Annotated in this window: 21 protein-coding genes; 8 read left to right on the top strand and 13 right to left on the bottom strand. The window is 66.9% G+C overall.

Features of this window, described 5'->3' with window-relative positions:
• Positions 1 to 32 precede the first annotated feature (32 nt).
• Positions 33 to 431 carry a heme-binding protein gene (locus tag B3E91_RS07620; RefSeq protein WP_090224751.1) on the bottom strand — a complete coding sequence of 133 codons (399 nt, stop codon included), beginning with the start codon at positions 429 to 431 and terminating at the stop codon, positions 33 to 35.
• 582 nt (positions 432 to 1,013) lie between these two features.
• On the opposite strand from B3E91_RS07620, the gene B3E91_RS07615 reads away from it, so the two are divergent.
• Positions 1,014 to 1,931, top strand: a complete 918-nt coding sequence (locus B3E91_RS07615) for a LysR family transcriptional regulator (protein WP_287028938.1) — start codon at positions 1,014 to 1,016, stop codon at positions 1,929 to 1,931.
• 271 nt (positions 1,932 to 2,202) lie between these two features.
• On the opposite strand, the gene glcF is transcribed toward B3E91_RS07615, so the two are convergent.
• Genes glcF through glcD form a run of 3 tightly spaced genes read right to left on the bottom strand, consistent with a single transcriptional unit; the run spans position 2,203 to position 6,005 of the window.
• The gene (gene glcF, locus B3E91_RS07610) at positions 2,203 to 3,420 is read right to left on the bottom strand and encodes a glycolate oxidase subunit GlcF (RefSeq protein WP_273234601.1); all 1,218 of its coding nucleotides are present in this window, start codon (positions 3,418 to 3,420) and stop codon (positions 2,203 to 2,205) included.
• A gap of 3 nt (positions 3,421 to 3,423) precedes the next feature.
• On the bottom strand, positions 3,424 to 4,506 hold the full coding sequence (glcE, locus tag B3E91_RS07605) for a glycolate oxidase subunit GlcE (protein WP_287028937.1): 1,083 nt from the start codon (positions 4,504 to 4,506) through the stop codon (positions 3,424 to 3,426).
• Positions 4,506 to 6,005, bottom strand: a complete 1,500-nt coding sequence (glcD, locus tag B3E91_RS07600) for a glycolate oxidase subunit GlcD (protein ID WP_287028936.1) — start codon at positions 6,003 to 6,005, stop codon at positions 4,506 to 4,508. The genes glcE and glcD overlap by 1 nt, the downstream gene beginning before the upstream one ends.
• A 250-nt stretch (positions 6,006 to 6,255) precedes the next feature.
• Here glcD and glcC point away from each other — a divergent pair, with 250 nt between their 5' ends.
• The gene (gene glcC, locus B3E91_RS07595) at positions 6,256 to 7,026 is read left to right on the top strand and encodes a transcriptional regulator GlcC (protein ID WP_273234597.1); all 771 of its coding nucleotides are present in this window, start codon (positions 6,256 to 6,258) and stop codon (positions 7,024 to 7,026) included.
• A gap of 445 nt (positions 7,027 to 7,471) precedes the next feature.
• On the opposite strand, the gene B3E91_RS07590 is transcribed toward glcC, so the two are convergent.
• From B3E91_RS07590 to oscA, 6 genes are all read right to left on the bottom strand, one after another.
• Positions 7,472 to 8,212 (bottom strand): hypothetical protein, encoded by a 741-nt coding sequence (locus B3E91_RS07590; protein ID WP_287028933.1) that lies wholly within the window; start codon positions 8,210 to 8,212, stop codon positions 7,472 to 7,474.
• Between the two features lie 233 nt (positions 8,213 to 8,445).
• On the bottom strand, positions 8,446 to 9,447 hold the full coding sequence (locus B3E91_RS07585; protein ID WP_287028932.1) for a sulfate/molybdate ABC transporter ATP-binding protein: 1,002 nt from the start codon (positions 9,445 to 9,447) through the stop codon (positions 8,446 to 8,448).
• A gap of 82 nt (positions 9,448 to 9,529) precedes the next feature.
• Positions 9,530 to 10,402 carry a sulfate ABC transporter permease subunit CysW gene (gene cysW, locus B3E91_RS07580; RefSeq protein WP_287028931.1) on the bottom strand — a complete coding sequence of 291 codons (873 nt, stop codon included), beginning with the start codon at positions 10,400 to 10,402 and terminating at the stop codon, positions 9,530 to 9,532.
• A gap of 10 nt (positions 10,403 to 10,412) precedes the next feature.
• Entirely contained in the window at positions 10,413 to 11,225 is an 813-nt protein-coding gene (cysT, locus tag B3E91_RS07575; RefSeq protein ID WP_287028930.1) for a sulfate ABC transporter permease subunit CysT, read from the bottom strand.
• A gap of 90 nt (positions 11,226 to 11,315) precedes the next feature.
• The gene (locus B3E91_RS07570; RefSeq protein ID WP_287028929.1) at positions 11,316 to 12,329 is read right to left on the bottom strand and encodes a sulfate ABC transporter substrate-binding protein; all 1,014 of its coding nucleotides are present in this window, start codon (positions 12,327 to 12,329) and stop codon (positions 11,316 to 11,318) included.
• Positions 12,330 to 12,504: 175 nt separating this feature from the next.
• The gene (oscA, locus tag B3E91_RS07565) at positions 12,505 to 12,687 is read right to left on the bottom strand and encodes a sulfur starvation response protein OscA (RefSeq protein ID WP_090224769.1); all 183 of its coding nucleotides are present in this window, start codon (positions 12,685 to 12,687) and stop codon (positions 12,505 to 12,507) included.
• 221 nt (positions 12,688 to 12,908) lie between these two features.
• Here oscA and B3E91_RS07560 point away from each other — a divergent pair, with 221 nt between their 5' ends.
• From B3E91_RS07560 to B3E91_RS07535, 6 genes are all read left to right on the top strand, one after another.
• Positions 12,909 to 13,490: an RBBP9/YdeN family alpha/beta hydrolase gene (locus B3E91_RS07560; protein WP_287028928.1), complete on the top strand. Its 582-nt coding sequence runs from the start codon at positions 12,909 to 12,911 to the stop codon at positions 13,488 to 13,490.
• Between the two features lie 70 nt (positions 13,491 to 13,560).
• Positions 13,561 to 14,496, top strand: coding sequence for a sigma 54-interacting transcriptional regulator (locus tag B3E91_RS07555; protein ID WP_287028927.1), 936 nt, complete (start codon positions 13,561 to 13,563; stop codon positions 14,494 to 14,496).
• Between the two features lie 166 nt (positions 14,497 to 14,662).
• The gene (locus B3E91_RS07550) at positions 14,663 to 15,559 is read left to right on the top strand and encodes a TauD/TfdA dioxygenase family protein (protein WP_287028926.1); all 897 of its coding nucleotides are present in this window, start codon (positions 14,663 to 14,665) and stop codon (positions 15,557 to 15,559) included.
• A 40-nt stretch (positions 15,560 to 15,599) separates the two neighbouring features.
• On the top strand, positions 15,600 to 16,454 hold the full coding sequence (locus B3E91_RS07545) for an ABC transporter ATP-binding protein (RefSeq protein ID WP_287028925.1): 855 nt from the start codon (positions 15,600 to 15,602) through the stop codon (positions 16,452 to 16,454).
• A gap of 15 nt (positions 16,455 to 16,469) precedes the next feature.
• Positions 16,470 to 17,339 (top strand): ABC transporter permease, encoded by an 870-nt coding sequence (locus B3E91_RS07540; RefSeq protein WP_287028924.1) that lies wholly within the window; start codon positions 16,470 to 16,472, stop codon positions 17,337 to 17,339.
• Between the two features lie 278 nt (positions 17,340 to 17,617).
• Entirely contained in the window at positions 17,618 to 18,616 is a 999-nt protein-coding gene (locus tag B3E91_RS07535) for an ABC transporter substrate-binding protein (RefSeq protein WP_287028923.1), read from the top strand.
• 561 nt (positions 18,617 to 19,177) lie between these two features.
• Here B3E91_RS07535 and ssuD read toward each other — a convergent pair.
• The 3 genes from ssuD to B3E91_RS07520 all read right to left on the bottom strand — a co-directional run bounded on the left by ssuD (position 19,178) and on the right by B3E91_RS07520 (position 21,510).
• Entirely contained in the window at positions 19,178 to 20,323 is a 1,146-nt protein-coding gene (ssuD, locus tag B3E91_RS07530; protein WP_287028922.1) for an FMNH2-dependent alkanesulfonate monooxygenase, read from the bottom strand.
• A 220-nt stretch (positions 20,324 to 20,543) separates the two neighbouring features.
• Positions 20,544 to 21,161, bottom strand: a complete 618-nt coding sequence (locus B3E91_RS07525) for a class I SAM-dependent methyltransferase (RefSeq protein WP_287028920.1) — start codon at positions 21,159 to 21,161, stop codon at positions 20,544 to 20,546.
• 4 nt (positions 21,162 to 21,165) lie between these two features.
• Complete coding sequence (locus B3E91_RS07520; RefSeq protein ID WP_282344223.1) at positions 21,166 to 21,510, bottom strand: YdbL family protein; 345 nt, start codon at positions 21,508 to 21,510, stop codon at positions 21,166 to 21,168.
• Positions 21,511 to 21,515: the final 5 nt, after the last annotated feature.

Here is a 21,515-nt window from a genome sequence, read left to right as displayed (position 1 = left end):
ACGCTGGCCGACGCGCAGCCGATCGGCGGGGCTCAGAGGGCGGCGATGCCGGCCTTGGCGACCTGCGCATCCTGGTCGGCCTTGACCCCGGACACGCCGACCGCGCCGACCACCTGGCCTTCCACCAGCACCGGCACGCCGCCTTCCAGCGAGGTCATCAGCGGGGCGGTGACGAAGGCGGTGCGGCCGCCGTTGACCATGTCTTCCAGCGCCTTGGTTTCCTTGCGCGAAAGGGCCGAGCTGCGGGCCTTTTCCGGGGCGATGTAGGCGCTGTTCGCCGGCGCGCCGTCGAGGCGTTCCAGCGCCAGCAGGTGGCCGCCGTCGTCGACCACGGCGATGGTCACGGCCCAGCCGTTCTGCTGCGCTTCGTTACGGGCCGCGCTGAGGATGCGGCTGACTTCGGTCTGGCTGAGTACGGCTTTGCTGAGCATGTGGGGCCTCGTTCTTGTTGGGCAGTGGCAACGCGGACAGGATCATCGCTAACCCCGGCCGCGGCGTGGGGATCGGTTTCTTCAGACCACACCCCGCCGACTTTTTCCCGAGCGCGCTCGTAGAAATGATCCGCCGGGTGGGTGATGGACGAAGGATGGCTCAGCGGGCGACGAGGATGAACAGCTAAAAACTGTTTTCTGTCGATACCGGAAGTATCGACTTACCCTGGGTCAGGGATATCACAAGTTCGGCAGGAGGGGCATTCCAGAGCGCTCGGAGAGGCTGCATGGATTTCAGGACGCCATCGCGGGTGAACCATGAGGGTATCGGTGCTGGCCGCCACTGCGCAACCCGGTGTCGTCGGAGGGGCGCCGTCTTAGCTATCGCCATGTGCAGGACGCCTTCGACGTGCCGCGTCGATAGTGGGCAATGCCGCCGTGCTCGCGCCCGACGGCGTCGGGCCTCGTCATCGCTCCTTCGACCTGCGAGTCGATATTTTTATTGATGGATGCGACGATGGATCAGGCCTTGGGCGGGGAAAATGCCCGGAAAAGGGTTTCTATCGATATTGGGAGTATCGAATGAGCCGCTACACCGAATTACACAGCTTCGTTCAGGTCGCCCAGCGCGGCAGTTTCGCCGCGACCGCGCTCAGCGAGGGCGTCACGCCGGCGATCCTCGGCCGCCGGCTGGACGCCCTGGAGCGGCGCCTGGGGGTGAAGCTGATGCACCGCTCGACCCGCGGGCTGACCCTCACCGAGCCCGGCGAGCAACTGTTGGAGCGCGCCCGCCACCTGCTTCGCGAGTTCGACGAAGTGGAGGCGAGCATCAGCAGCAGTTCGTCGTCGGTCAGCGGCCACCTGGTGGTGTCCGCGCCGGCGTCGTTCGGCCGTTTGCACGTCGCGCCCCATGTGCTGGCGTTCCAGAAGCTGTTTCCGGAGCTCAAGCTGTCCTTCGATTTCACCGACAGCGTGATCGACCTGATCGGCGAGAACTACGACATGAGCCTTCGCATCGGCGCGGTCACCGACCCCAACTACGTGGCGATCAAGCTGTTCCCCAACCGCCGCGTGGTGTGCGGCACGCCCGGCTACTTCGCCGAGCACGGCCGGCCGGAAACCCTCGAGGACCTGGCCCGGCACAATTGCCTGGCGTTCAACCTCAAGGGCGGCCAGCACCGCGGCTGGACCTTCCTGCGCGACGGTCGCCAGGTGGCGGTGAAGGTCGCCGGCAACCTCGCCTGTAACGACGGCGAGCTGCTGTTCGCCTGGATTCGCCAGGGCCTGGGCATCGGCTGGCGCTCGACCTGGGAGATCCATTCCGAATTGCAGCGCGGCGAACTGGTCACCGTGCTCGACGAATTCGCCCTGCCGGACTACGACATCCAGGCGGTCTACCCGCAGCAACGCTACCTGCCGGCGAAGGTGCGCTGCTTCATCGACTTTCTCCGCGAGCAGTACAACCAGCCCGGCTACTGGGAGCGGCCGCACAGCCTCTGATGGAATGCCCGGTGCGCGCGGCGCACCCTACGACCCGCTCGCCGGCGCGGTGGCCTCGTCCGTAGGGTGTGCGATGCGCACCCCGTGCTGCGCTAGTGCGTAGGGTGGATCGCGCTTCATCGATCCACCTGGCGGTGTAGCGGTGGATGAAAGAGCGTCATCCAGCCTGCAGGTGCGTAACGGGCGATGCCTGCCGGTGCGCGCAGCGCACCCTACGACCGCCCGCGCGGGGCCTCGTCCGTAGGGTGCGCCATGCGCACCTCATGCGGCGCTAGTGCAGTGCCTCCTCGACCAGCTCGATCCAGTGCCGCACCGGCGTGCGGCCGGCGCCGTCGAGGTGGGTCTGGCAGCCGATGTTGGCGGTGACGATGACTTCCGGGTTGCCGCTCTCCAGGGCGTTGAGCTTGTTGTCGCGCAGTTGCCTGGACAGCTCCGGCTGGGTGATCGAGTAGGTGCCGGCCGAGCCGCAGCAGAGGTGGCCGTCGGGCACCGCGGTGAGGTGGAAGCCGAGCCGCGACAGCACGCCTTCCACCGCGCCGCCAAGCTTCTGCGCATGCTGCAGGGTGCACGGGCAATGGAACGCCAGGCGCCGGTCGGCGTGGATGCCGAGCTTCTCCAGCGGTTCCTCGCGCAGCACTTCCACCAGGTCCTTGGCCAGTTCGCTGACCCGCGCGGCCTTCGCCGCATAGGCCGGATCGTCACGCAGCAGGTGGCCGTATTCCTTGACGAAGGCGCCGCAGCCGCTGGCGGTCTGCAGGATCGCCTCGGCGCCCGCTTCGATCGCCGGCCACCAGGCGTCGATGTTGCGTCGGGCGCGCTCCAGGCCCTTCTCCTGGGCGTTCAGGTGATAGTCCACCGCGCCGCAGCAGCCCGCCTCGCGGGCCGGCTCGACGCTCAGGCCCAGGCGGTCGAGCACCCGCGCGGTGGCGGCGTTGGTGTTCGGCGAAAGCCCCGGCTGCACGCAGCCTTCGAGCATCAGCACGCGCCGCGCATGGCGCGCCAGCGGGCGTGCCTTGGCCGGGCGCGCGTGGCGCGGCAGCTTGTTCTCGAGCGCTTCCGGCAACAGCGGACGGAACGCCTGGCCGGTGCGGATCAGTGCCTTGAACAGCCCGGCGTGCGGCACCACCGCGCGCAACCCGGCGCGCAGCGCGCGTTCGCCCGGCGAGCGCGGCACCCGTGCCTCGACCGCGGCGCGGCCGATGTCCAGCAGCTTGTGGTACTCGACGCCGGACGGGCAGGTGGTTTCGCAGTTGCGGCAGGTCAGGCAGCGGTCCAGGTGCAGCTGGGTCTTCTCGGTCACCACGTCGGTTTCGAGGAACTGCTTGATCAGGTAGATGCGCCCGCGCGGGCCGTCCAGCTCGTCGCCGAGCAACTGGTAGGTCGGGCAGGTGGCGTTGCAGAAGCCGCAGTGCACGCAGCTGCGCAGCACGCGCTCGGCTTCGGCGGCCTGTTCCAGGCGTTTGGCTTGATCGCAGAGATTGGTTTGCACGCGTTAGACCTCGGAATACATCCGCCCGGGATTGAAGATTCCCTGCGGATCGAGCTGAGCCTTGAGCTGGCGGTGATAGCGCATCAGGGGCGCGGCCAGCGGCTGGAAGGGCGTGTCGGTGTGCCCGGCGCTGTAGCAGGTGGCGTGGCCGCCGGCCTCGCCGACGATGGCGCGGATGTGCGCCTCGTCGGCGTCGGACTTCAGCCAGCGCTGCGCACCGCCCCAGTCGATCAGTTGTTCACCGGGCAGCGCCAGCTCGCCAACGTTGTTCGGCAGCGACAGCCTCCACAGCGGGCGCCCATCGGCGAAGAAGTCCAGCCGATGTTCGCGCAGCCCTTCCCAGTAACCGGCATCTAGCGGGTCGCCACCGAGGCGGTCGCAGGCCGCCTTCACCGAACCTTCCCCGCCCTCCAGGCGCAGGTGCAGCGCTTGCCCGTCATGGCTGGCGGCGCTGATCGGGATCGGCTGCTGGCCCCATTCGGAGAGCCGCGCCAGCGCGCTGCGGGTGTCCATCTGCAGCCGCAGGCTGGTGCACAGGCGCGGTTTGGGCAGCACCTTGAGCGAGACTTCGGTGACCAGCCCGAGGCAGCCGAAGCTGCCGGCCATCAGGCGCGACAGGTCGTAGCCGGCGACGTTCTTCATTACCTCGCCGCCGAAGCGCAGGTGCTTGCCGAGGCCGGTGATGACCCGCGCGCCGAGCACGTAGTCGCGTGCCGAACCGGCCCATGGCCGCCGTGGGCCGGACAAGCCGGCGAGCACGGTACCGCCGACGGTGGCCGCGGCGCCGAACGCGGGCGGCTCGAAGGGCAGCATCTGCCCGGCGGCTTCCAGGGCGGCGCACAGCTCGACGAGCGGGGTGCCGCTGCGCACGCTGATGACCAGCTCGGTGGGGTCGTAGTTGACGATGCCGCGGTGCTCGGCGGTGCTCAGCGCCGTGCCCTGAACCGGACGTCCGAGAAACGCTTTGCTGTTGCCGCCGTGGATCGCCAGCGGGGTGTTGGATGCCAGCGCCTGCTGGACGTCGGCGAGCAGGCGTTCGCTGATGTCGGCGTCGCGGCTGCCGGTTGCGCGTATTTCGACGCTCATCAGAAACGCTCCAGTTCGGGGAAGGGCAACTGCCCGGCATGGATGTGCATGGCGCCGAATTCGGCGCAGCGGTGCAGGGTCGGGATGTTCTTGCCGGGGTTGAGCAGGCGCTCGGGGTCGAAGGCCGCCTTCACCGCATGGAACAGGGTCAGTTCGTCACCGCTGAACTGCGAGCACATCTGATTGATCTTCTCGCGCCCGACGCCGTGTTCGCCGGTGATGCTGCCGCCCACCGCCACGCAGAGTTCGAGGATCTTGCCGCCGAGCTCCTCGGCGCGCTCCAGCTCGCCGGGCTGGTTGGCATCGAAGAGGATCAGCGGATGCATGTTGCCGTCGCCGGCATGGAAGACGTTGGCCACGCGCAGGTCGAATTCGGCGGACAGCTCGCCGATGCGCTGCAGCACGCCGGGCAGCTCGCGCCGCGGGATGGTGCCGTCCATGCAGTAGTAGTCCGGCGACAGCCGCCCCACCGCCGGGAAGGCGTTCTTGCGACCGGCCCAGAAGCGCACGCGCTCGGCCTCGTCGCGGGCCAGGCGCACTTCGCTGGCGCCGGCCCTTTCCAGCACCGCACGCACGCGGTCGCAGTCGGCGTGCACGTCGGCTTCGACGCCGTCCAGTTCGCAGAGCAGGATCGCCTCGGCGTCCACCGGGTAGCCGGCTTGGATGAAGTCCTCGGCGGCGCGGATCGCCAGGTTGTCCATCATCTCCAGCCCGCCGGGGATGATGCCCTCGGCGATGATGTCGCCAACCGCGCGCCCGGCGGCTTCCACCGAGGCGAAGCTGGCCAGCAGCACCTTGGCCACCTGCGGTTTGGGCAGCAGCTTGACGGTGACTTCCACCACCACGCCGAGCATGCCCTCGGAGCCGGTGAACAGCGCCAGCAGGTCGAAGCCCGGGCTGTCCAGGGCGTCCGAGCCGAGCGTCATGCGCTCGCCCTCGATGGTGACGATTTCCACGCTGAGCAGGTTGTGCACGGTCAAGCCGTACTTCAGGCAGTGCACGCCGCCGGCGTTCTCGGCGACGTTGCCGCCGATGGAGCAGGCGATCTGCGAGGACGGGTCCGGCGCGTAGTAGAGGTCGTGGGGCGCGGCGGCCTGGGATATTGCCAGGTTGCGCACGCCGGGCTGCACGCGGGCGCAGCGCCCGGCGGGATCGATCTCGAGGATGCGGTTGAAGCGCGCCATCACCAGCAGGATGCCCTGCTCCAGCGGCAGCGCGCCGCCGGAAAGGCCGGTGCCGGCGCCGCGCGCGACCACCGGAACCTTGAGCCGGTGGCACAGCTTGAGCAGGGTTTCGACCTGCTCGATCTGGCGTGGCAGCACCACCAGCATCGGCGTGGTGCGGTAGGCGGAGAGGCCGTCGCACTCGTAGGGCTTGAGGTCTTCGGCGCTGTGCAGGATGTCCAGGTCGGGCAAATGCCGGCGCAGCTCGGTGAGTAGCGCCTGCTTGTCGACCTTCGGTAACGCGCCGTCGACACGCTCGTCGTAGAGGATGTTCATATCAGGCTCGGTCAGCTCTATTGTCGTTGTTGTCCCGCGCCGCCCGGTCGGGGTAGGCGCTTATGCGTCGCATGGTGCGCCGGCGTTCGCGCGCGCGTCCATCGCCGGCAGCACTGGTCCTACCAGTTTTTGCGGGAGCGCCGGGCGTACAGATCGCTGCAAGCCAGGCAAAATGGCAGCCAGAGGTAACCGGCCGTTCATACATGACTGGCGGGTTTTACCTGGTCCTACCAGTACGACGAGGTGAAGGATGCTTACGGAAACGCCCAGCGAACGTGGCCAGGTCGCCGACCGGGTCGCCGAGCGCATCGAACGCCTGATCGTCGACGGCGTGCTCAAGGTCGGCCAGGCGCTGCCGTCGGAGCGGCGCCTGTGCGACAAGCTCGGCGTGTCGCGTTCGGCGCTGCGCGAGGGCCTGCGCGTGCTGCGCGGCCACGGCATCATCGAGACCGCCCAGGGCCGCGGCTCGTTCGTCGCGTCGTTGTCCGGCAAGCGCGATGCCACGCCGCTGATGCACCTGTTCAGCTCGCAGCCGCGCACGCTCTACGACCTGCTGGAAGTGCGCGTGCTGCTGGAGGCGGAGTCTGCGCGGCTGGCGGCGCTGCGGGGCACCGATGCGGATTTCGTCCTGCTCGGCCGGCGCTACGAGGAAATGCTCGCGGCCCACGAGGGCCAGGGCACCGACCCGAGGGAACATGCGCGGCTCGACCACGCCTTCCACCTGGCGATCTGCGAGGCGTCGCACAATCCGGTGCTGGTGCACACGCTGCAATCGCTCACCGACCTGATGCTCAGCACGGTCTACGCCTCGGTGAACAACCTCTACCACCGGCCGTTGCAGAAGCGCCAGATCGACCGCCAGCACGCGCGCCTCTACCAGGCGGTGATCGGCCGCCTGCCCGATCAGGCGCAGCGCGCGGCGCGCGACCATATCCAGAGCATTCGCGACAACCTGCGCGAGATCGAGCAGGAAGAGCAGCGCCTGGTGCGCGCCGGGATGCGCCTGGAAGGATGGGCGTAAGCGCGGCACGCCCCCGTAGGGTGCGCCGCGCGCACCGTGGGTGGCGATACGGTTTCAGGGTTTGGCGCAGACGTGGCGGATGTTTTCGGTGCGCATGGCGCACCCTACGGAATGTGCTTGGACGAGTGGGTATAAGCACGACACGCCCATAGGGTGCGCCGCGCGCACCGTGGGTGGCGATGTGGTTTCAGGGTTTGGCGAAGGCGCGGCGGATGATTCCGGTGCGCATGGCGCACCCATTCGGAATGCGGCGGCGGTTCAATTCATGGTTATCCATCCCGACCAAGCGCAGCGCGCCGCCCGCGGGGATGCGTCTGGAGGGTTGAGCATAAGCGCGGCACGCTCCGTAGGGTGCGCCGCGCGCACCCTGGGTGGCGATGCGGGTCGAGGTTTGGCGCAGGAGTTTTCGGTGCGCATGGCGCACCCTACGTACCGTGCCGGTGGGTCAGTTCATGCTCATCCACTGGTCGCTGAGGGTGCGGGTGTTGCGGTCGACCACGGTGGGCGCGTAGGGACGACCGGACACGCTGATCAGCGAGTTGCTCTGGCTGTTGAGGTCCAGCAACGCGGCGCGGAGGAACTTCCAGCGTGTCTGCAGGCGGGCCAGGGCGGCGGGGTCGCGGGCGGCGAAGGTCTGTATCTCCGCGTCGATGGACGGCACCAGTTGGCGTTCGTCCTGGCCGAGGTAGTTTTCCGGCTGTTCGCGGGCGATCTCGAAGGCGCCGAGGTAGGCGCGGTTGAGGTACTGCACGCCGAGGTACTCCACCTTGGCGGCGACTTCGGTGTGCGGCGCGCCGGGCATCGCGCGGGCGGCGGTGAGGAAGTCGCGCAGGCGCTTGTTCAGCTCCAGCGGATAACCCCAGGGCATGGCGTCCTCCCTGGGGCCGAAGGCCACGCCACGGCGCAGTTCGGCCACCAGGTCGCGCTGTTCGGCGAGCAGCGCGCTGCTGGGCTCCGGCACGCGGCGCATGGCGGCATCGAGGGCCTTGATGTCCTGTTCGAGGCGTTCGCGGTACATGTCCTGGAAGCCTTCCCCGCGCAGCAGGATGAGGCTCGAGGTGGCGCGTGAGGCGTAGATCTGCACCTGCTCGAGAACCGACAGCTCGGCCTGTGCGGCGGGCGCGGCGGCGGTCGTCAGCCCGGCGAGGAGGGTGCACAGCAGTACGAGGAATGGCTTGGGATTCATTTCCGGAAAGCTCCTGATCTTATTGTTGTGAGCCAGCGCTGCCTCTCTGGGCAGTCGGTGCATAGCCTAACGCCGAAACGGAGTTTTCGGATTGCTCGAAAGTGTGATTTTTACGATCGAACGCGTCGAACTCGACGCCATTGCGTGCGCAATCGCGGCGGAATGAGCCTGGGAGGGCCGGCGCGGTTTGGCCGGAAGGCCGCGCGCCCGTCTGGCGCGCGGCGGCGGGGCGGTCAGACGTGCTGCACGGCGCTGGACGGCGTGAGAATCGCCTTCGGCTTGAAGTACAGGGTTTCGCCGCGGACCAGGCCGGCGAGGCTGCCGTGATCCTTGGCGACTTCCGCCTCGATCAGTTCGTCCTGGCCGTCGACCTGCAGGGTCACGCGGGTGATCGCGCCCAGCGGGCGGATGTCGCGGACCTGCGCGGCGCGGTATTCGTCCGCGGCCGAGCGCGACAGCGAGACCTCGTGCGGGCGGAACAGCAGGTGGTTGTCCTCGGCCAGTTGCAGGCGGTTGGAGTCGCCGAGGAAGTGGTAGACGAACTCGCTGGCGGGTTTCTCATAGACCTCCGCCGGGGTGCCGATCTGCTCGATCACGCCCTTGTTCATCACCACGATGCGGTCGGCGACTTCCATCGCTTCTTCCTGGTCGTGGGTGACGAACACCGAGGTCAGGTGGACTTCCTCGTGCAGGCGCGCGAGCCAGCGGCGCAGCTCCTTGCGCACCTTGGCGTCGAGCGCGCCGAAGGGTTCGTCGAGCAGCAGGATCTTCGGCTCCACGGCCAGCGCGCGGGCCAGGGCGATGCGCTGGCGCTGGCCGCCGGAGAGTTGCTCCGGGTAGCGGTCGGCGAGCCAGTCGAGCTGCACCAGGTTGAGCAGTTCGTGGACCTTGCTGGCGATCACGCTTTCGCTCGGGCGCTGCTTCTTCGGCTTCATGCGCAGGCCGAAGGCGACGTTGTCGAACACCGTCATGTGGCGGAACAGGGCGTAGTGCTGGAAGACGAAGCCGACGTTGCGGTCGCGCACGTCATGGCTGGAAACGTCCTCGCCATGGAACACGATGCTGCCGGTGTCCGGGGTTTCCAGGCCGGCGATGATGCGCAGCAGCGAGGTCTTGCCGCAGCCGGACGGGCCGAGCAGGGCGACCAGTTCGCCGCTGCGGATGTGCAGGTCGATGTTCTTCAACGCCTGGAAGTTGCCGAAGTGTTTGTTGATGCCACGAATCTCGATGCTCATGTCAGCCTCGTTTGCTGTGCCACGGCGTTGGCCGGGTGACGGCGCGTGGCGCCGGTAGTTTCGTTCGGTATCTGGCGCGCGATCATTCGTCGTCGCGCACCAGGCTGCGGCTCAGCCGCGATTCGCTCCACTGCCGCAGCAGGAGGATCACCAGGGCCATCGCCAGCAACAGGATCGCCACGCTGAACGCGGCGACGATGTTGTATTCGTTGTAGAGAATCTCGATGTGCAGCGGCAGCGTGTTGGTCATCCCGCGGATGTGCCCGGAGACCACCGATACCGCGCCGAATTCGCCCATCGCCCGGGCCGTGCAGAGTACCACGCCATAGATCAGCGCCCATTTCACGTTGGGCAGGGTGACGTGCCAGAACATCTGCCAGCCGTTCGCACCGAGCAGCCGCGCGGCCTCTTCCTCGGTGGTGCCCTGTTCTTCCATCAGCGGAATCAGCTCGCGGGCGACGAAGGGAAAGGTGACGAAGATGGTCGCCAGGACGATCCCCGGCACCGCGTAGACGATCTGCAGGTCATGCGCCTGGAGGAACGGGGCGACGACGCCCTGCGAACCGAACAGCAGCACGTAGATCAGGCCGGCGACCACCGGCGAAACCGAGAACGGCATGTCGATCAGGGTGATCAGCAGGCTCTTGCCGCGGAACTCGAACTTGGTCACGCACCAGGCCGCGGCGACGCCGAACACCAGGTTCAACGGCACCGATATGGCGGTGGCCAGCAGGGTCAGCTTGAGGGCGGAGATGGCGTCCGGTTCGCTGATCGCGTTCCAGAACACGTCCAGCCCGCGTTGCAGGCCCTGGGTGACGACGATGTACAGCGGCAGCAGCAGGACCACCGCGAAGATGATCCAGGCCAGGCCGATCAGGATCAGCGCGGCGGGCGTGCGCTGCACGCTGGCGCGCACGGCGCTGTCCTTGGTCAGGGTTGCGCTTGCGGTGCTCATCCCGCGCTCCTCAGTTCTGCGGCTGCAGGCGACGCTGCAGCAGGTTGATCAACAGCAGCAGCACGAACGACACCGCCAGCATCAGCACACCGATCCCGGTGGCGCCCTTGTAGTCGTACTGGTCGAGCTTGGAGACGATCAGCAGCGGCAGGATCTCGGTCTTCAGCGGGATGTTGCCGGCGATGAACACCACCGAGCCGTACTCGCCGACGCCGCGGGCGAAGGCCAGGGCGAAGCCGGTGACCCAGGCCGGCAGCAGGCTCGGCAGCAGCACGTGGCGGAACACCTGCAAGGGACGCGCGCCCAGGCAGGTCGCCGCTTCCTCGATTTCCTTGGGAATGTCGGCCAGCACCGGCTGCAGCGTGCGCACCACGAACGGCAGGGTGACGAACACCAGCGCCAGGGTGATGCCCAGCGGGGTGTAGGCGATCTTGAAGGGGAACAGCGAGCCGATCAGTCCGTTGGGCGCGTACAGCGACGTCAGCGCGATGCCGGCCACCGCGGTCGGCAGGGCGAAGGGCATGTCGACCATCGCATCGATGATGCGCCGGCCGGGAAAGCGGTAGCGCACCAGCACCCAGGCCAGCACCGTGCCGAGCACGCCGTTGAGCAGGGCGGCGAACAGCGCGGTGCCGAACGACAGCTTGAGCGAGAACAGCACCTGGCGGCTGCTGATCAGCGACCACCATTGTTCGGCGCTCATCTGCAGGGAATAGATCAGCATGGCGCCGAGGGGGATCAGAACGATCAGCGCGAGGTAGCTGATGGTGTAACCCAGCGTCAGCCCGAAGCCGGGTATGACCGGGGAGGTTCGGTGGGACATGTGGCGTCCTTGGGTAAGGTATCTAAGCCTGGTCGGAAGCGCCGGTGCCGCTTCCCGAGGGAGCGGCACGCGGTACGCGAGGTAGCGGTGTTACTGATTGATCTTCTTGAAGATGTCGTCGAACACGCCGCCATCGTCGAAGAACCTGGGCTGAGCCTGCTTCCAGCCGCCGAACTCCTTGTCGATGGTCACCAGTTCGAGCTGGGCGAACTTGTCCTTGAACTCGGCCGCGACCTTGGCATCGCGGGGACGGTAGAAGTTCTTCGCCGCGATGCGCTGGCCTTCCTCGCTGTAGAGGTATTGCAGGTAGGCGTCGGCGACCTTGCGGGTGCCCTTGCGATCGACGTTGGCGTCGACCACCGAAACCGGCGGCTCGGCGAGGATCGACAGCGACGGGGTGACGATTTCCAGCTGGTCGCCGCCTTCCTCGGCGAGCGACAGGTAGGCCTCGTTCTCCCAAGCCAGCAGCACGTCGCCGAGCTGGCGCTGGACGAAGCTGATGGTCGCGCCGCGGGCGCCGGTATCGAGCACCGGGGCGTGGCGGTAGAGCTCGGTGACGAACTCCAGGGCCTTGTCATCGCTGCCGTACTTTTTCTTCGCGTAGGCCCAGGCGGCGAGGAAGTTCCAGCGCGCGCCGCCGGAGGTTTTCGGGTTCGGGGTGATCACCTCGACGCCGCTCTTCACCAGGTCGTCCCAGTCCTTGATGTGTTTCGGGTTGCCCTTGCGCACCAGGAACACGATGGTCGAGGTGTACGGCGTGCTGTTCTGCGGCAGGCGCGCCTGCCAGTTGGGGTCGATCAGCGGCTTGAGCAGGTTCAGCGCGTCGATGTCGCCGGACAGCGCCAGGGTCACCACGTCAGCCTGCAGGCCGTCGATCACCGCGCGAGCCTGTTTGCCCGAACCGCCGTGGGATTGCTTGATGACCACGTCTTCGCCGGTCTCGGCCTTCCAGTGCTTGGCGAAGGCGGCGTTGTACTCGACGTACAGCTCGCGGGTGGGGTCGTAGGAGACGTTGAGCAGTTCGGTGGCGGCGAAGGACTGCGCGCTGAACAGGGCGCCAGCGATCAGCGCCAGGCTGAACGAACGGATGGATTTGGTCGACATGGTGCGCTCCGAAGCGCGCCGTTCCTGGCGCGCGGATGAATTCTTCAGTGTTGGCTGGTGCGGTTCGATCGGGGGTTCAGCGCATTCGCCAGCAACAGCGGCGATAGCCGTGCGGGGACATGCTTCTTCTAATCGTTTTCATGCTCATGCCTCCGGCGGTCCGGTCGGGGTGAATTCAGGCCGGCTTGCCGGAGGACGGCTGCAGGCGGAATTTTTCCTTGCGTTCGATCTGCACGACCTGGGCGTTGTGGACGGTGATTTCCACCGAGCCGAAACGCAGGTCGCGCAGAGCACTCTGGATTTCGCGCAGGATGGTTTGCTCGTCCTGGCCATCGACGCTTCTTATGGTTGCGCTCATGGGTCTTTCCTTCGCTGGGCGCCATGCGATGGCAATGGCGTGGAGGCGAATATAAGGAGGTATTTTTATTCTTAAAAATACCGTTTTAGTATTTTTATATAACCTTTAGAGCGCATGTAATGTCGCTGCAAAGTGAATTTGTAGAATAAGAACATAATCTTTTATTCCTTCATTGCTCGATTCAGGCTGCCTACACTGCCGCCAGAACATTGGAGGCGAACATGCGCAACGAATCGATCCGCTACCTCATCGTGCCCGGCTGGCAGGGCTCCTCGGACGAGCATTGGCAAAGCCATTGGCAGCGCAGCCTGCCGAACAGCGCGCGGGTCGAGCAGGCCGACTGGGAGCGGCCGCAACGTGAGGACTGGGTGGCGGCGCTGGAGCGCGAAATCGCCGCCGAGCGCAGGCCGGTGATGCTGATCGCCCACAGCCTGGGTTGCGTCACCGTCGCGCACTGGGCCGAGCAGGCCTCGCCCGCCCTGCTGCGCCGCGTGCGTGGTGCGCTGCTGGTGGCGCCGGCGGACGTCGAGCGCCCCGGTTGCCCGGAAGCGCTGCACAACTTCGCGCCGATTCCCACGCGGCCGCTGCCGTTTCCCAGCCAGCTTATCGGCTCCGACGACGACCCGGCCGCCACCGCCGCCCGCGCGCTGGAGCTGGCGCGTGGGTGGGAGTCCGAGGCGAGCATCCTAGTCGGCGCGGGGCATATCAACGTGAAGTCCGGCTACACCCGCTGGGAGCAGGGTTTCGCCTGGCTCTACCGGCTGCAGGCGCGGATCGACCGGCTGGCGCGACACAGCGCCTGAGTTCTTTCTTCAATCGAGGCCGCCGCGCCCATGGAAGCCCCGGCGGCCTCGACGTTTCAGGAACAATCCCATGCACGATGACCTGCGCCAGCCGCTGCTGGCTTTCCCCGATGCCGAAAAGAACCCGCTGAGCATTCGCGCCAAGGCGCTGGTGTTCATCGATCCGCGCTCGCGGCAGCTGCGCGAACGTGTCGAGCAGCTCGCCGACAGTGAATTGCCGGTGCTGATCCGCGGCGAAACCGGCACCGGCAAGGAGCTGCTGGCGCGTTACATCCACCGCAGCAGCGAGCGCCAGGGGTTGTTCGTCGCGGTCAACTGCGAGGCGCTGAGCCCGACCTACGGCGAGGCCGAGCTGTTCGGCCATGCGCCGGGCGCCCACACCGGCGCGGCCAGCAGCCGCGCCGGCTGGTTCGGTTCGGCCACCGGCGGCACGCTTTATCTGGACGAGATCGGCGACCTGCCACTGGCCTTGCAGGGCAAGTTGCTGGCCGCGCTGGAGACCCGCGAGGTGATCCGTGTCGGCGCGCGCCAGCCGAGTCCGGCGGACGTGCGCCTGGTCGCCGCCACCAGCATCGACCTGGGCCAGGCCGTCGCCGCCGGCAAGTTCAACGAGCGTCTCTACCACTACCTGGGCGAAGGCTACGTGCACCTGTTGCCGTTGCGTGAACGGCCCGGCGACATCCTCGCCCTGGGCGAGTACTTCCTCGGCACCTACGCCCAGCGCCTCGGCCTGGCGCTGCCGCAGTTCGCCCAGTCCGCGCGTGAGGCGCTGGAGCAGCACGACTGGCCGGGCAACACCCGCGAGCTGGAGAGCGTCATCCACTTCGCGCTGCTGGTCAGTAGCGGCGCGGAGATTCTCGCCGAGCACCTGAACCTGCCCGCGCCCTGCGGATTGGCGCGCCTCGAACGGCAGCTGCAGCTCGCCAGCGAGGACCCGCAGACGCGTATCGCGCTGTTCGATCTGCTGCGCCGGGTGCTGGCGGACGAGCCGCGCGCCCGGCCATAACCTTATGCGCTAATCGTATTTATATCCGCCATTCTTATTCACTTATAGTCGTCACTCGCGTACCTGCCGGCCAACCGGCGCGCCGCACATGAAACGAGAATCCAGGGCGACATCGTCCTGATCCTTTCACTGCGCGCGTCCGTCGCGCCTGCATGGAGAAACATCCATGAACGCGGTAACTGCGGTGGCGACTCCTTCCCCGGAGACCACCTCGCAACACTTCGAAATCCGGCCGCTGGGCCAGCTCGGCGCGGAGATCGTCGGCCTCGACCTCGCCCGCCCGCTGAATGACGCGGATTTCGCCCGCGTCCATCGCGCCCACCTCGACCACGGCCTGCTGGTGTTCCGCGACCAGCACATCAGCCCGCAACAGCAGGTCGATTTCAGCCGCCGTTTCGGCCCGCTGCAGATCCACGTGCTCAAGCAGTTCCTGCTGGCCGGGCACCCGGAAGTCTTCATCATTTCCAACATCGTCGAGAACGGCCAGCCGATCGGCCTGGGCGATGCCGGCAAGTTCTGGCACTCGGACCTGTCCTACAAGGAATTCCCCAGCCTGGGCTCGATGCTCTACGCCCAGGAACTGCCGGAAGAGGGCGGCGACACCCTGTTCGCCAGCCAGCAACTGGCCTATGAAACCCTGCCGGCGGAACTGGCCCGCGCCATCCAGGGCAAACGCGCGGCGCACCTCTACACGGCGCGCTACGCCGATGAAGTGTTCAAGGGCATTCGCCGGCCGACGCTGACCGCGGCGCAGCTCGCCGAGGTCACGGCGGTGGTCCATCCGGTGGTGCGCACGCACCCGGAAACCGGACGCAAGGGCCTGTTCGTCAACGAGAACTTCACCACCCACATCCTCGATCTTCCCGAGGACGAGAGCCGGCAGATCCTCGCCGAGCTGTACGCCCACAGCGCGCGCCCGGAGTTCATCCATCGCCACGTCTGGCAGCCGCACGACATGGTGTTCTGGGACAACCGCTCGCTGATCCACCTCGCCACCGGTTGCCCGAGCCACCTGCGCCGGCGCATGCACCGCACCACCATCCAGGGCGATGTGCCGTTCTGAACGGCGCGCCTCCTCAGCCCCACCCAGTAAAGGAAATCCGATGAACGCCGTCCTGCAAGGCCACACGGCCAGCGCTTCGGCACTGGCAGCACTGCTGCACGTGGACAAGGTCAGCCTGGAATACAAGACCCCGCAGCGGGTGGTCCGGGCCACCCATGAAGTGAGTTTCGACGTCTATCCGGGCGACCGTTTCGTCCTGCTCGGCCCGTCGGGTTGCGGCAAGTCGACCCTGCTCAAGTCGGTCGCCGGCTTCATCGAGCCGAGCGACGGGGAGATCCGCCTCGACGATCAGCGCATCAGCGAGCCGGGCCCCGACCGCATCGTGGTGTTCCAGGAGTTCGACCAACTGCCGCCGTGGAAGACGGTGAAGCAGAACGTCATGTTCCCGCTGCTCGCCTCGCGCACCCTCAAGCGCCGCGAGGCCGAGGAGCGTGCGTTGCACTACCTGGAGAAGGTCGGGCTGGCCGCCTTCGCGGACGCCTACCCGCACACCCTTTCCGGCGGCATGAAGGCGCGCGTCGCCATCGCCCGCGCGCTGGCCATGCAGCCGAAGATCCTGCTGATGGACGAGCCGTTCGCCGCGCTCGATGCGCTGACCCGCCGCAAGATGCAGGAAGAGCTGCTGCAGCTGTGGGACGAAGTGCGCTTCACCCTGCTGTTCGTCACCCACTCCATCGAGGAAGCGCTGGTGGTGGGCAACCGCATCCTGCTGCTCTCGCCGCATCCGGGGCGCGTGCGGGCGGAGATCAACGCGCACCCATACGACCTGAACAGCCTGGGCGGCGTCGACTTCCAGCACACCGCGCAGCGCATTCACCGGCTGCTGTTCGATGAAGACGGCGAGCCGCAGGTCGAGCCCGACCTGCGCTTCCAGGACATCCGCATTTCCTACTGACACGGGAGCACCACCATGAAACTGATCCCGCCCGTGCGCGAGGAATACGAAATCACCCTGGCGCCGCTGGTCGGCCTGCCGCTGGAGCGCGAGCTGCCGCTGGCGCAACGCCTGTGGCAACAGGGCTGGCTGCGCAAGACGCTGATCCTCGTGCTGCTGGCCGTGCTCTGGGAGGTGGTCGCGCGCTACCAGGCCAACGACCTGATGCTGCCGAGCTTCCTGCAGACCGCCCGCGCCTTCTTCGAAGACATGGCCAGCGGCGTGCTGATCGAGCGCGTCGGGATTTCCCTGTCGATCCTGTTCAAGGGTTACCTGATCGGCATCGTCCTGGCGTTCGGCCTGACCACCCTGGCGGTGTCGACCCAGCTCGGCCGCGACCTGCTCAGCACCCTCACGTCGATGCTCAACCCGCTGCCGCCGATCGCGCTGCTGCCGCTGGCGCTGCTCTGGTTCGGTCTGGGCCAAGCCAGCCTGGTGTTCGTGCTGGTGCATTCGGTGCTCTGGCCGCTGGCGCTGAACACCTACGCCGGCTTCCTCGGCGTCTCCGAAACCCAGCGCATGGCCGGGCGCAACTACGGTCTGCGCGGGCTGCGTTTCGTCCTGTTGATCCTGGTGCCGGCGGCGCTGCCGTCGATCCTCGCCGGGCTGAAGATCGGCTGGGCCTTCGCCTGGCGCACGCTGATCGCCGCCGAACTGGTGTTCGGTGCCTCCAGCGGCAAGGGCGGGCTGGGCTGGTACATCTTCCAGAACCGCAACGAGCTGTACACCGACAAGGTTTTCGCCGGGCTGGTCGCGGTGATCCTGATCGGCCTGGTGGTGGAGAACCTGGTGTTCGCCACCCTGGAGCGAGTAACCGTGAAGCGCTGGGGAATGCAGCGCGGCTAACGCCGGCCGTAGGCGGGGTAACGCTCTTTGCATCCATTAGGCGGAGGTCGGGCTGGACAGCCCCCCGGTGGATCGATGAAGCACGATCCACCCTACGGCGCTTGTAGGGTGGATAACGCTCTTTTCATCCACCAGGCGGAGGCTTGGCTGGCTCGCCACCCGATGGGCCGCCAAAGCGTGATCCGCCTTACCAGAGTTCTCCGAGACCGGGCCGCCGGATCGGCCTTTGCCAACACCGATATCCGGCCGTCAGCGGCCACTACTTTTTTGGGGACACCATGAACCATCGCATCCGCAACACCCTGCTGGCCGCCGCATTGCTGGCGCCGACGCTGGCCCAGGCCGAAGGCAGCATCAGCATCGCCCAGCAGTTCGGCATCGGCTACCTGATCCTCGACGTGGTCAAGGAACAGAAGCTGATCGAGAAACACGGCAAGGCCCTGGGCCTGGACAACGTCGAGGTCGACTGGCGGACCATTTCCGGCGCCACCGCGATGAACGAGGCGCTGCTGGCCAACGCCCTGGACGTGGTCTCGGCCGGCGTGCCGCCGATGCTCACCGTGTGGGACCGCACCCGCGGCAAGCAGAACGTCAAGGCCATCGCCTCGCTGGGTTCGATGCCCAACTACCTGCTGAGCAACCGCGCCGAGGTGAAGACCCTCGACGACCTCTCCGACAAGGACCGCATCGCCGTGCCGGCCGCGGGCGTCGGCTTCCAGTCGCGCACCCTGCAGATCGAGACCGCCAAGCGCTACGGCAACGCCGACTTCCAGCGCTTCGACAAGATCTCCGTAAGCCTGCCGCACCCGGACGCCACCGCCGCGCTGCTGGCCGGCGGCTCGGAGATCAGCGCGCATTTCTCCAGCCCGCCGTTCCAGTACCAGGCGCTGGAAAACCCCAAGGTGCACAAGCTGATCAGCTCCTACGACATCCTCGGCGGCCAGGCCACCTTCAACGTGCTCTACACCACGCAGAGATTCCACGACGAGAATCCGAAGACCTACAAGGCCTTCTATGACGCCCTCGTCGAGGCCTCGCAGATCATCAAGGCGGACAAGGCCAAGGCTGCGCAGACCTACATCGACGTTGAGCAATCCAAGCTGCCGCTGGCCTTCGTGCAGAAGATCGTCGAAGACCCGGAGATCGACTTCACCGTCTCCCCGGAGCGCACCTTCATCTACGCCGAGAAGCTCAACGAGCTGGGCGTGCTGAAGAACAAGGCGACGTCCTGGAAGGACTATTTCTTCGAGGAAGCCCACGTCAATCCGGGCAGCTGATCGATCCCGCCTGATGACGAACCGCCGTGTCCGCGCGGCGCTGTTCGCCGCCGCCCGCTAGTTTCGCGAGGCCGGCTGGATCAGGGCCGGCGAACGCGTGGTGGCGCTGAGCACCGGCGCCGGCATCAAGTACCCCGACACCCTCAGCGTCGAGGTGCCGCTGCTGCAGCCGGATGATCGACTGCCACGTTGATGCCGGCTCATGGGGGACGAAGCCGTTCCGTAGGGTGCGCCATGCGCACCGGTACCCCCGCGCCGGCCGATGGTGCGCGCGGCGCACCCTAGGGTCGGGATGCCTGGCGCTTCATCGGGACAACGTAGGGTGCGCCATGCGCACCGGCACTTGCGCGTTGGCCGATGGTGCGCGCGGCGCACCCTAGGGTCGGGATGCCTCGCGCTTCACCGGGACAACGTAGGGTGCGCCATGCGCACCGGTACCCCCGGGCCGGCTGGTGGTGCGCGCGGCGCACCCTACGGTCGGGGATGCCTGGCGCTTCATCGGGACAACGTAGGGTGCGCCATGCGCACCGGCACTTTGGGTGCCGGGCGGAGGGTGGTGGCTCAGCTCTGCGCGGCGCGCAGCGGCAACTGATCGTTGGCGATGGCTTCGCCGAAGGGACTGATCAGGTTGGCGCCGAGTTTTTCCTGGAGCGGCAGCGGCAGCAGCGGGAACACCAGCTCGGCGAAACGGTAGGCCTCTTCCAGATGCGGGTAGCCGGAGAGCACGAAGGTGTCGGCGCCCAGCTCGGCGTATTCCAGCAGGCGGTCGGCGACCTGTTGCGGGCTGCCCACCAGCGCAGTGCCGGCGCCGCCGCGGACCAGGCCGACGCCGGCCCAGAGGTTGGGGCTGACGACCAGATCGCCGCGCTTGCCGTTGTTCAGTTCCTGCATGCGCTGCTGGCCGTGGGAATCCATCCGCGCCAGCGAGACCTGGGCGCGGGCGATGGTGTCGTCGTCGAGGTGGCTGATCAGGCGATCGGCGGCCTGCCAGGCTTCCTGCTCGGTCTCGCGGACGATCACGTGCAGGCGCACACCGAAACGCACGGTGCGGCCGAGGGCGGCGGCGCGGCGACGGATGTCGGCGAACTTCTTCGCCACCTCGTCGGGTGTTTCACCCCAGGAAATATATAAGTCCACATGTTCGGCGGCCACTTCATGGGCGGCCGGCGAAGAACCACCGAAGAACAACGGCGGATGCGGTTGCTGCAAGGCGGGGAATATCTGCCGCGCGCCTTTTACCTGAATATGTTCACCGTCGAAGTCCACCGTTTCACCGGCGAAGAGTTTCTTCCACACGCTGAGGAATTCGCCGGCGTGGTCATAACGTTCGTCATGCCCGAGAAAGTTGCCGTCGGCCTCCAGATCGGACGAGTCGCCGCCGGCCACCACGTTGACCAGCAGGCGTCCGCCGGACAGCCGATCCAGCGTCGCGGCCATGCGCACGTTGGCGGTCACCGAGAAGGTCGCCGGGCGCAGGGCGACCAGGAATTTCAGCGTGCGGGTCACCGGAATCAGGCTGGAAGCCACGATCCACGAGTCCTCGCAGGAACGCCCGGTGGGAATCAGGACGCCGCCGTAGCCGAGCTTTTCCGCCGCCTGGGCGATCTGTTGCAGGTAGGCCTGATCCACGGCGCGTGCCTGGTTGGCGCTGCCTAGGTAGCGGCCGTCGCCGTGCGTTGGCAGGAACCAGAAAACATTGAGACTCATATTAACTCCCTAGGGTTTGATTATACGGGGAGCCATTCTTTCAATTGGGCGGTGCGTTGAAAGTTGATATGTATCAAGTGGAATCTGGCAGGTTCGCCTTTATCAAGATCGTTTTGGCGAAGGCGAATTCAATAGGTAATAAGCGCTCACTTAGTCATATAAGCTGATAACTTTTCCAATGACATCGAGGTAATTAACCGCCGCGCAGAAAGTGTTTACGTCAGCGCCGCCACACACTCGCCAGCCAGGGTTGCTGGTCGCGCGGCAAGCCTTCGGGCCGGTAGTAATGTTCCAGCTCGGTGAAGCCGGCGGCGGTGAGGTAGTCGCGCCAGCGTGCCCAGTCGTGCCAGGCGCCATAGCGTTCGCCGCTCCAGCCTTCGCGGTTGTCGCCGCGCGGGTTGGAGGCGAACAGTACGCCGCCGGGCTTGAGCGTGGCGTGCAGCTGGCGCAGCACGCGCGGCAGGTCGGCGCGCGGTACGTGGAACAGCGAGGCGTTGGCGAACACGCCGTCGAAGCGCTCCGGCGGCAGGTCGAGAGCGAGGAAATCCTGCTCCCAGACCTCGCAGCCACTGTCGGCGCGGGCCATTTCGGCGAAGCGCGCGGTGCCGTCGAGGCCTACCGGCGCGTGGCCGAGGGCCTTGAAGGTGCGCAGGTCGCGGCCCGGACCGCAGCCGAAGTCGAGCAGCGCGAAGGGTGCCTCTGCCTGGATGTGGCGCAGCAGCGCGGCGATGTTCTGGCTGACGTCGTGGTCGCGGGTGCCCTCGCGGAAGCCTTCTGCGTTGCGCGCGTAGTGGGCGAGGGTCAGGCGGCTGATCGCGCCCTTGTCGTCGGCGTCCATCGGCTTACTTCTTCATCCATTTGCCGTTGAGCTGGATGTATTGCCCGCTCGGGGTCTTGTCCAGCGCCTTCTTGCCAGCGATGGCCTCGACGTCGCCCAGGGCGATGCCGTTCTGCTTGGCCAGGCGCTGGTACTCGGCGCGGCGCGCCTGGTTGATCTGCGCGGCGATGTCCTCGGCCTGGCCGCCGGGCTTGACCACGCCGAGGTAACCGTCGGGTTGCTCGCCGAGCTGGCCGGCGGCCTTGGCGGCGCCGAGCGCGGACATCGCCTCGTTGAGGCTGAGGGCGAAGGCCGGAGTGGCCAGGCAGAGGGCCAGCAGGCTGGCTGCGAAGGTGTGGCGAAGGCGCATGGCAA

Origin of the sequence: Pseudomonas sp. UBA6310, from assembly GCF_002438225.1 — a bacterium.
Classification (GTDB): Bacteria; Pseudomonadota; Gammaproteobacteria; order Pseudomonadales; family Pseudomonadaceae; genus Pseudomonas_O; species Pseudomonas_O kuykendallii.
This window is presented reverse-complemented; position numbering and strand designations above follow the sequence as displayed.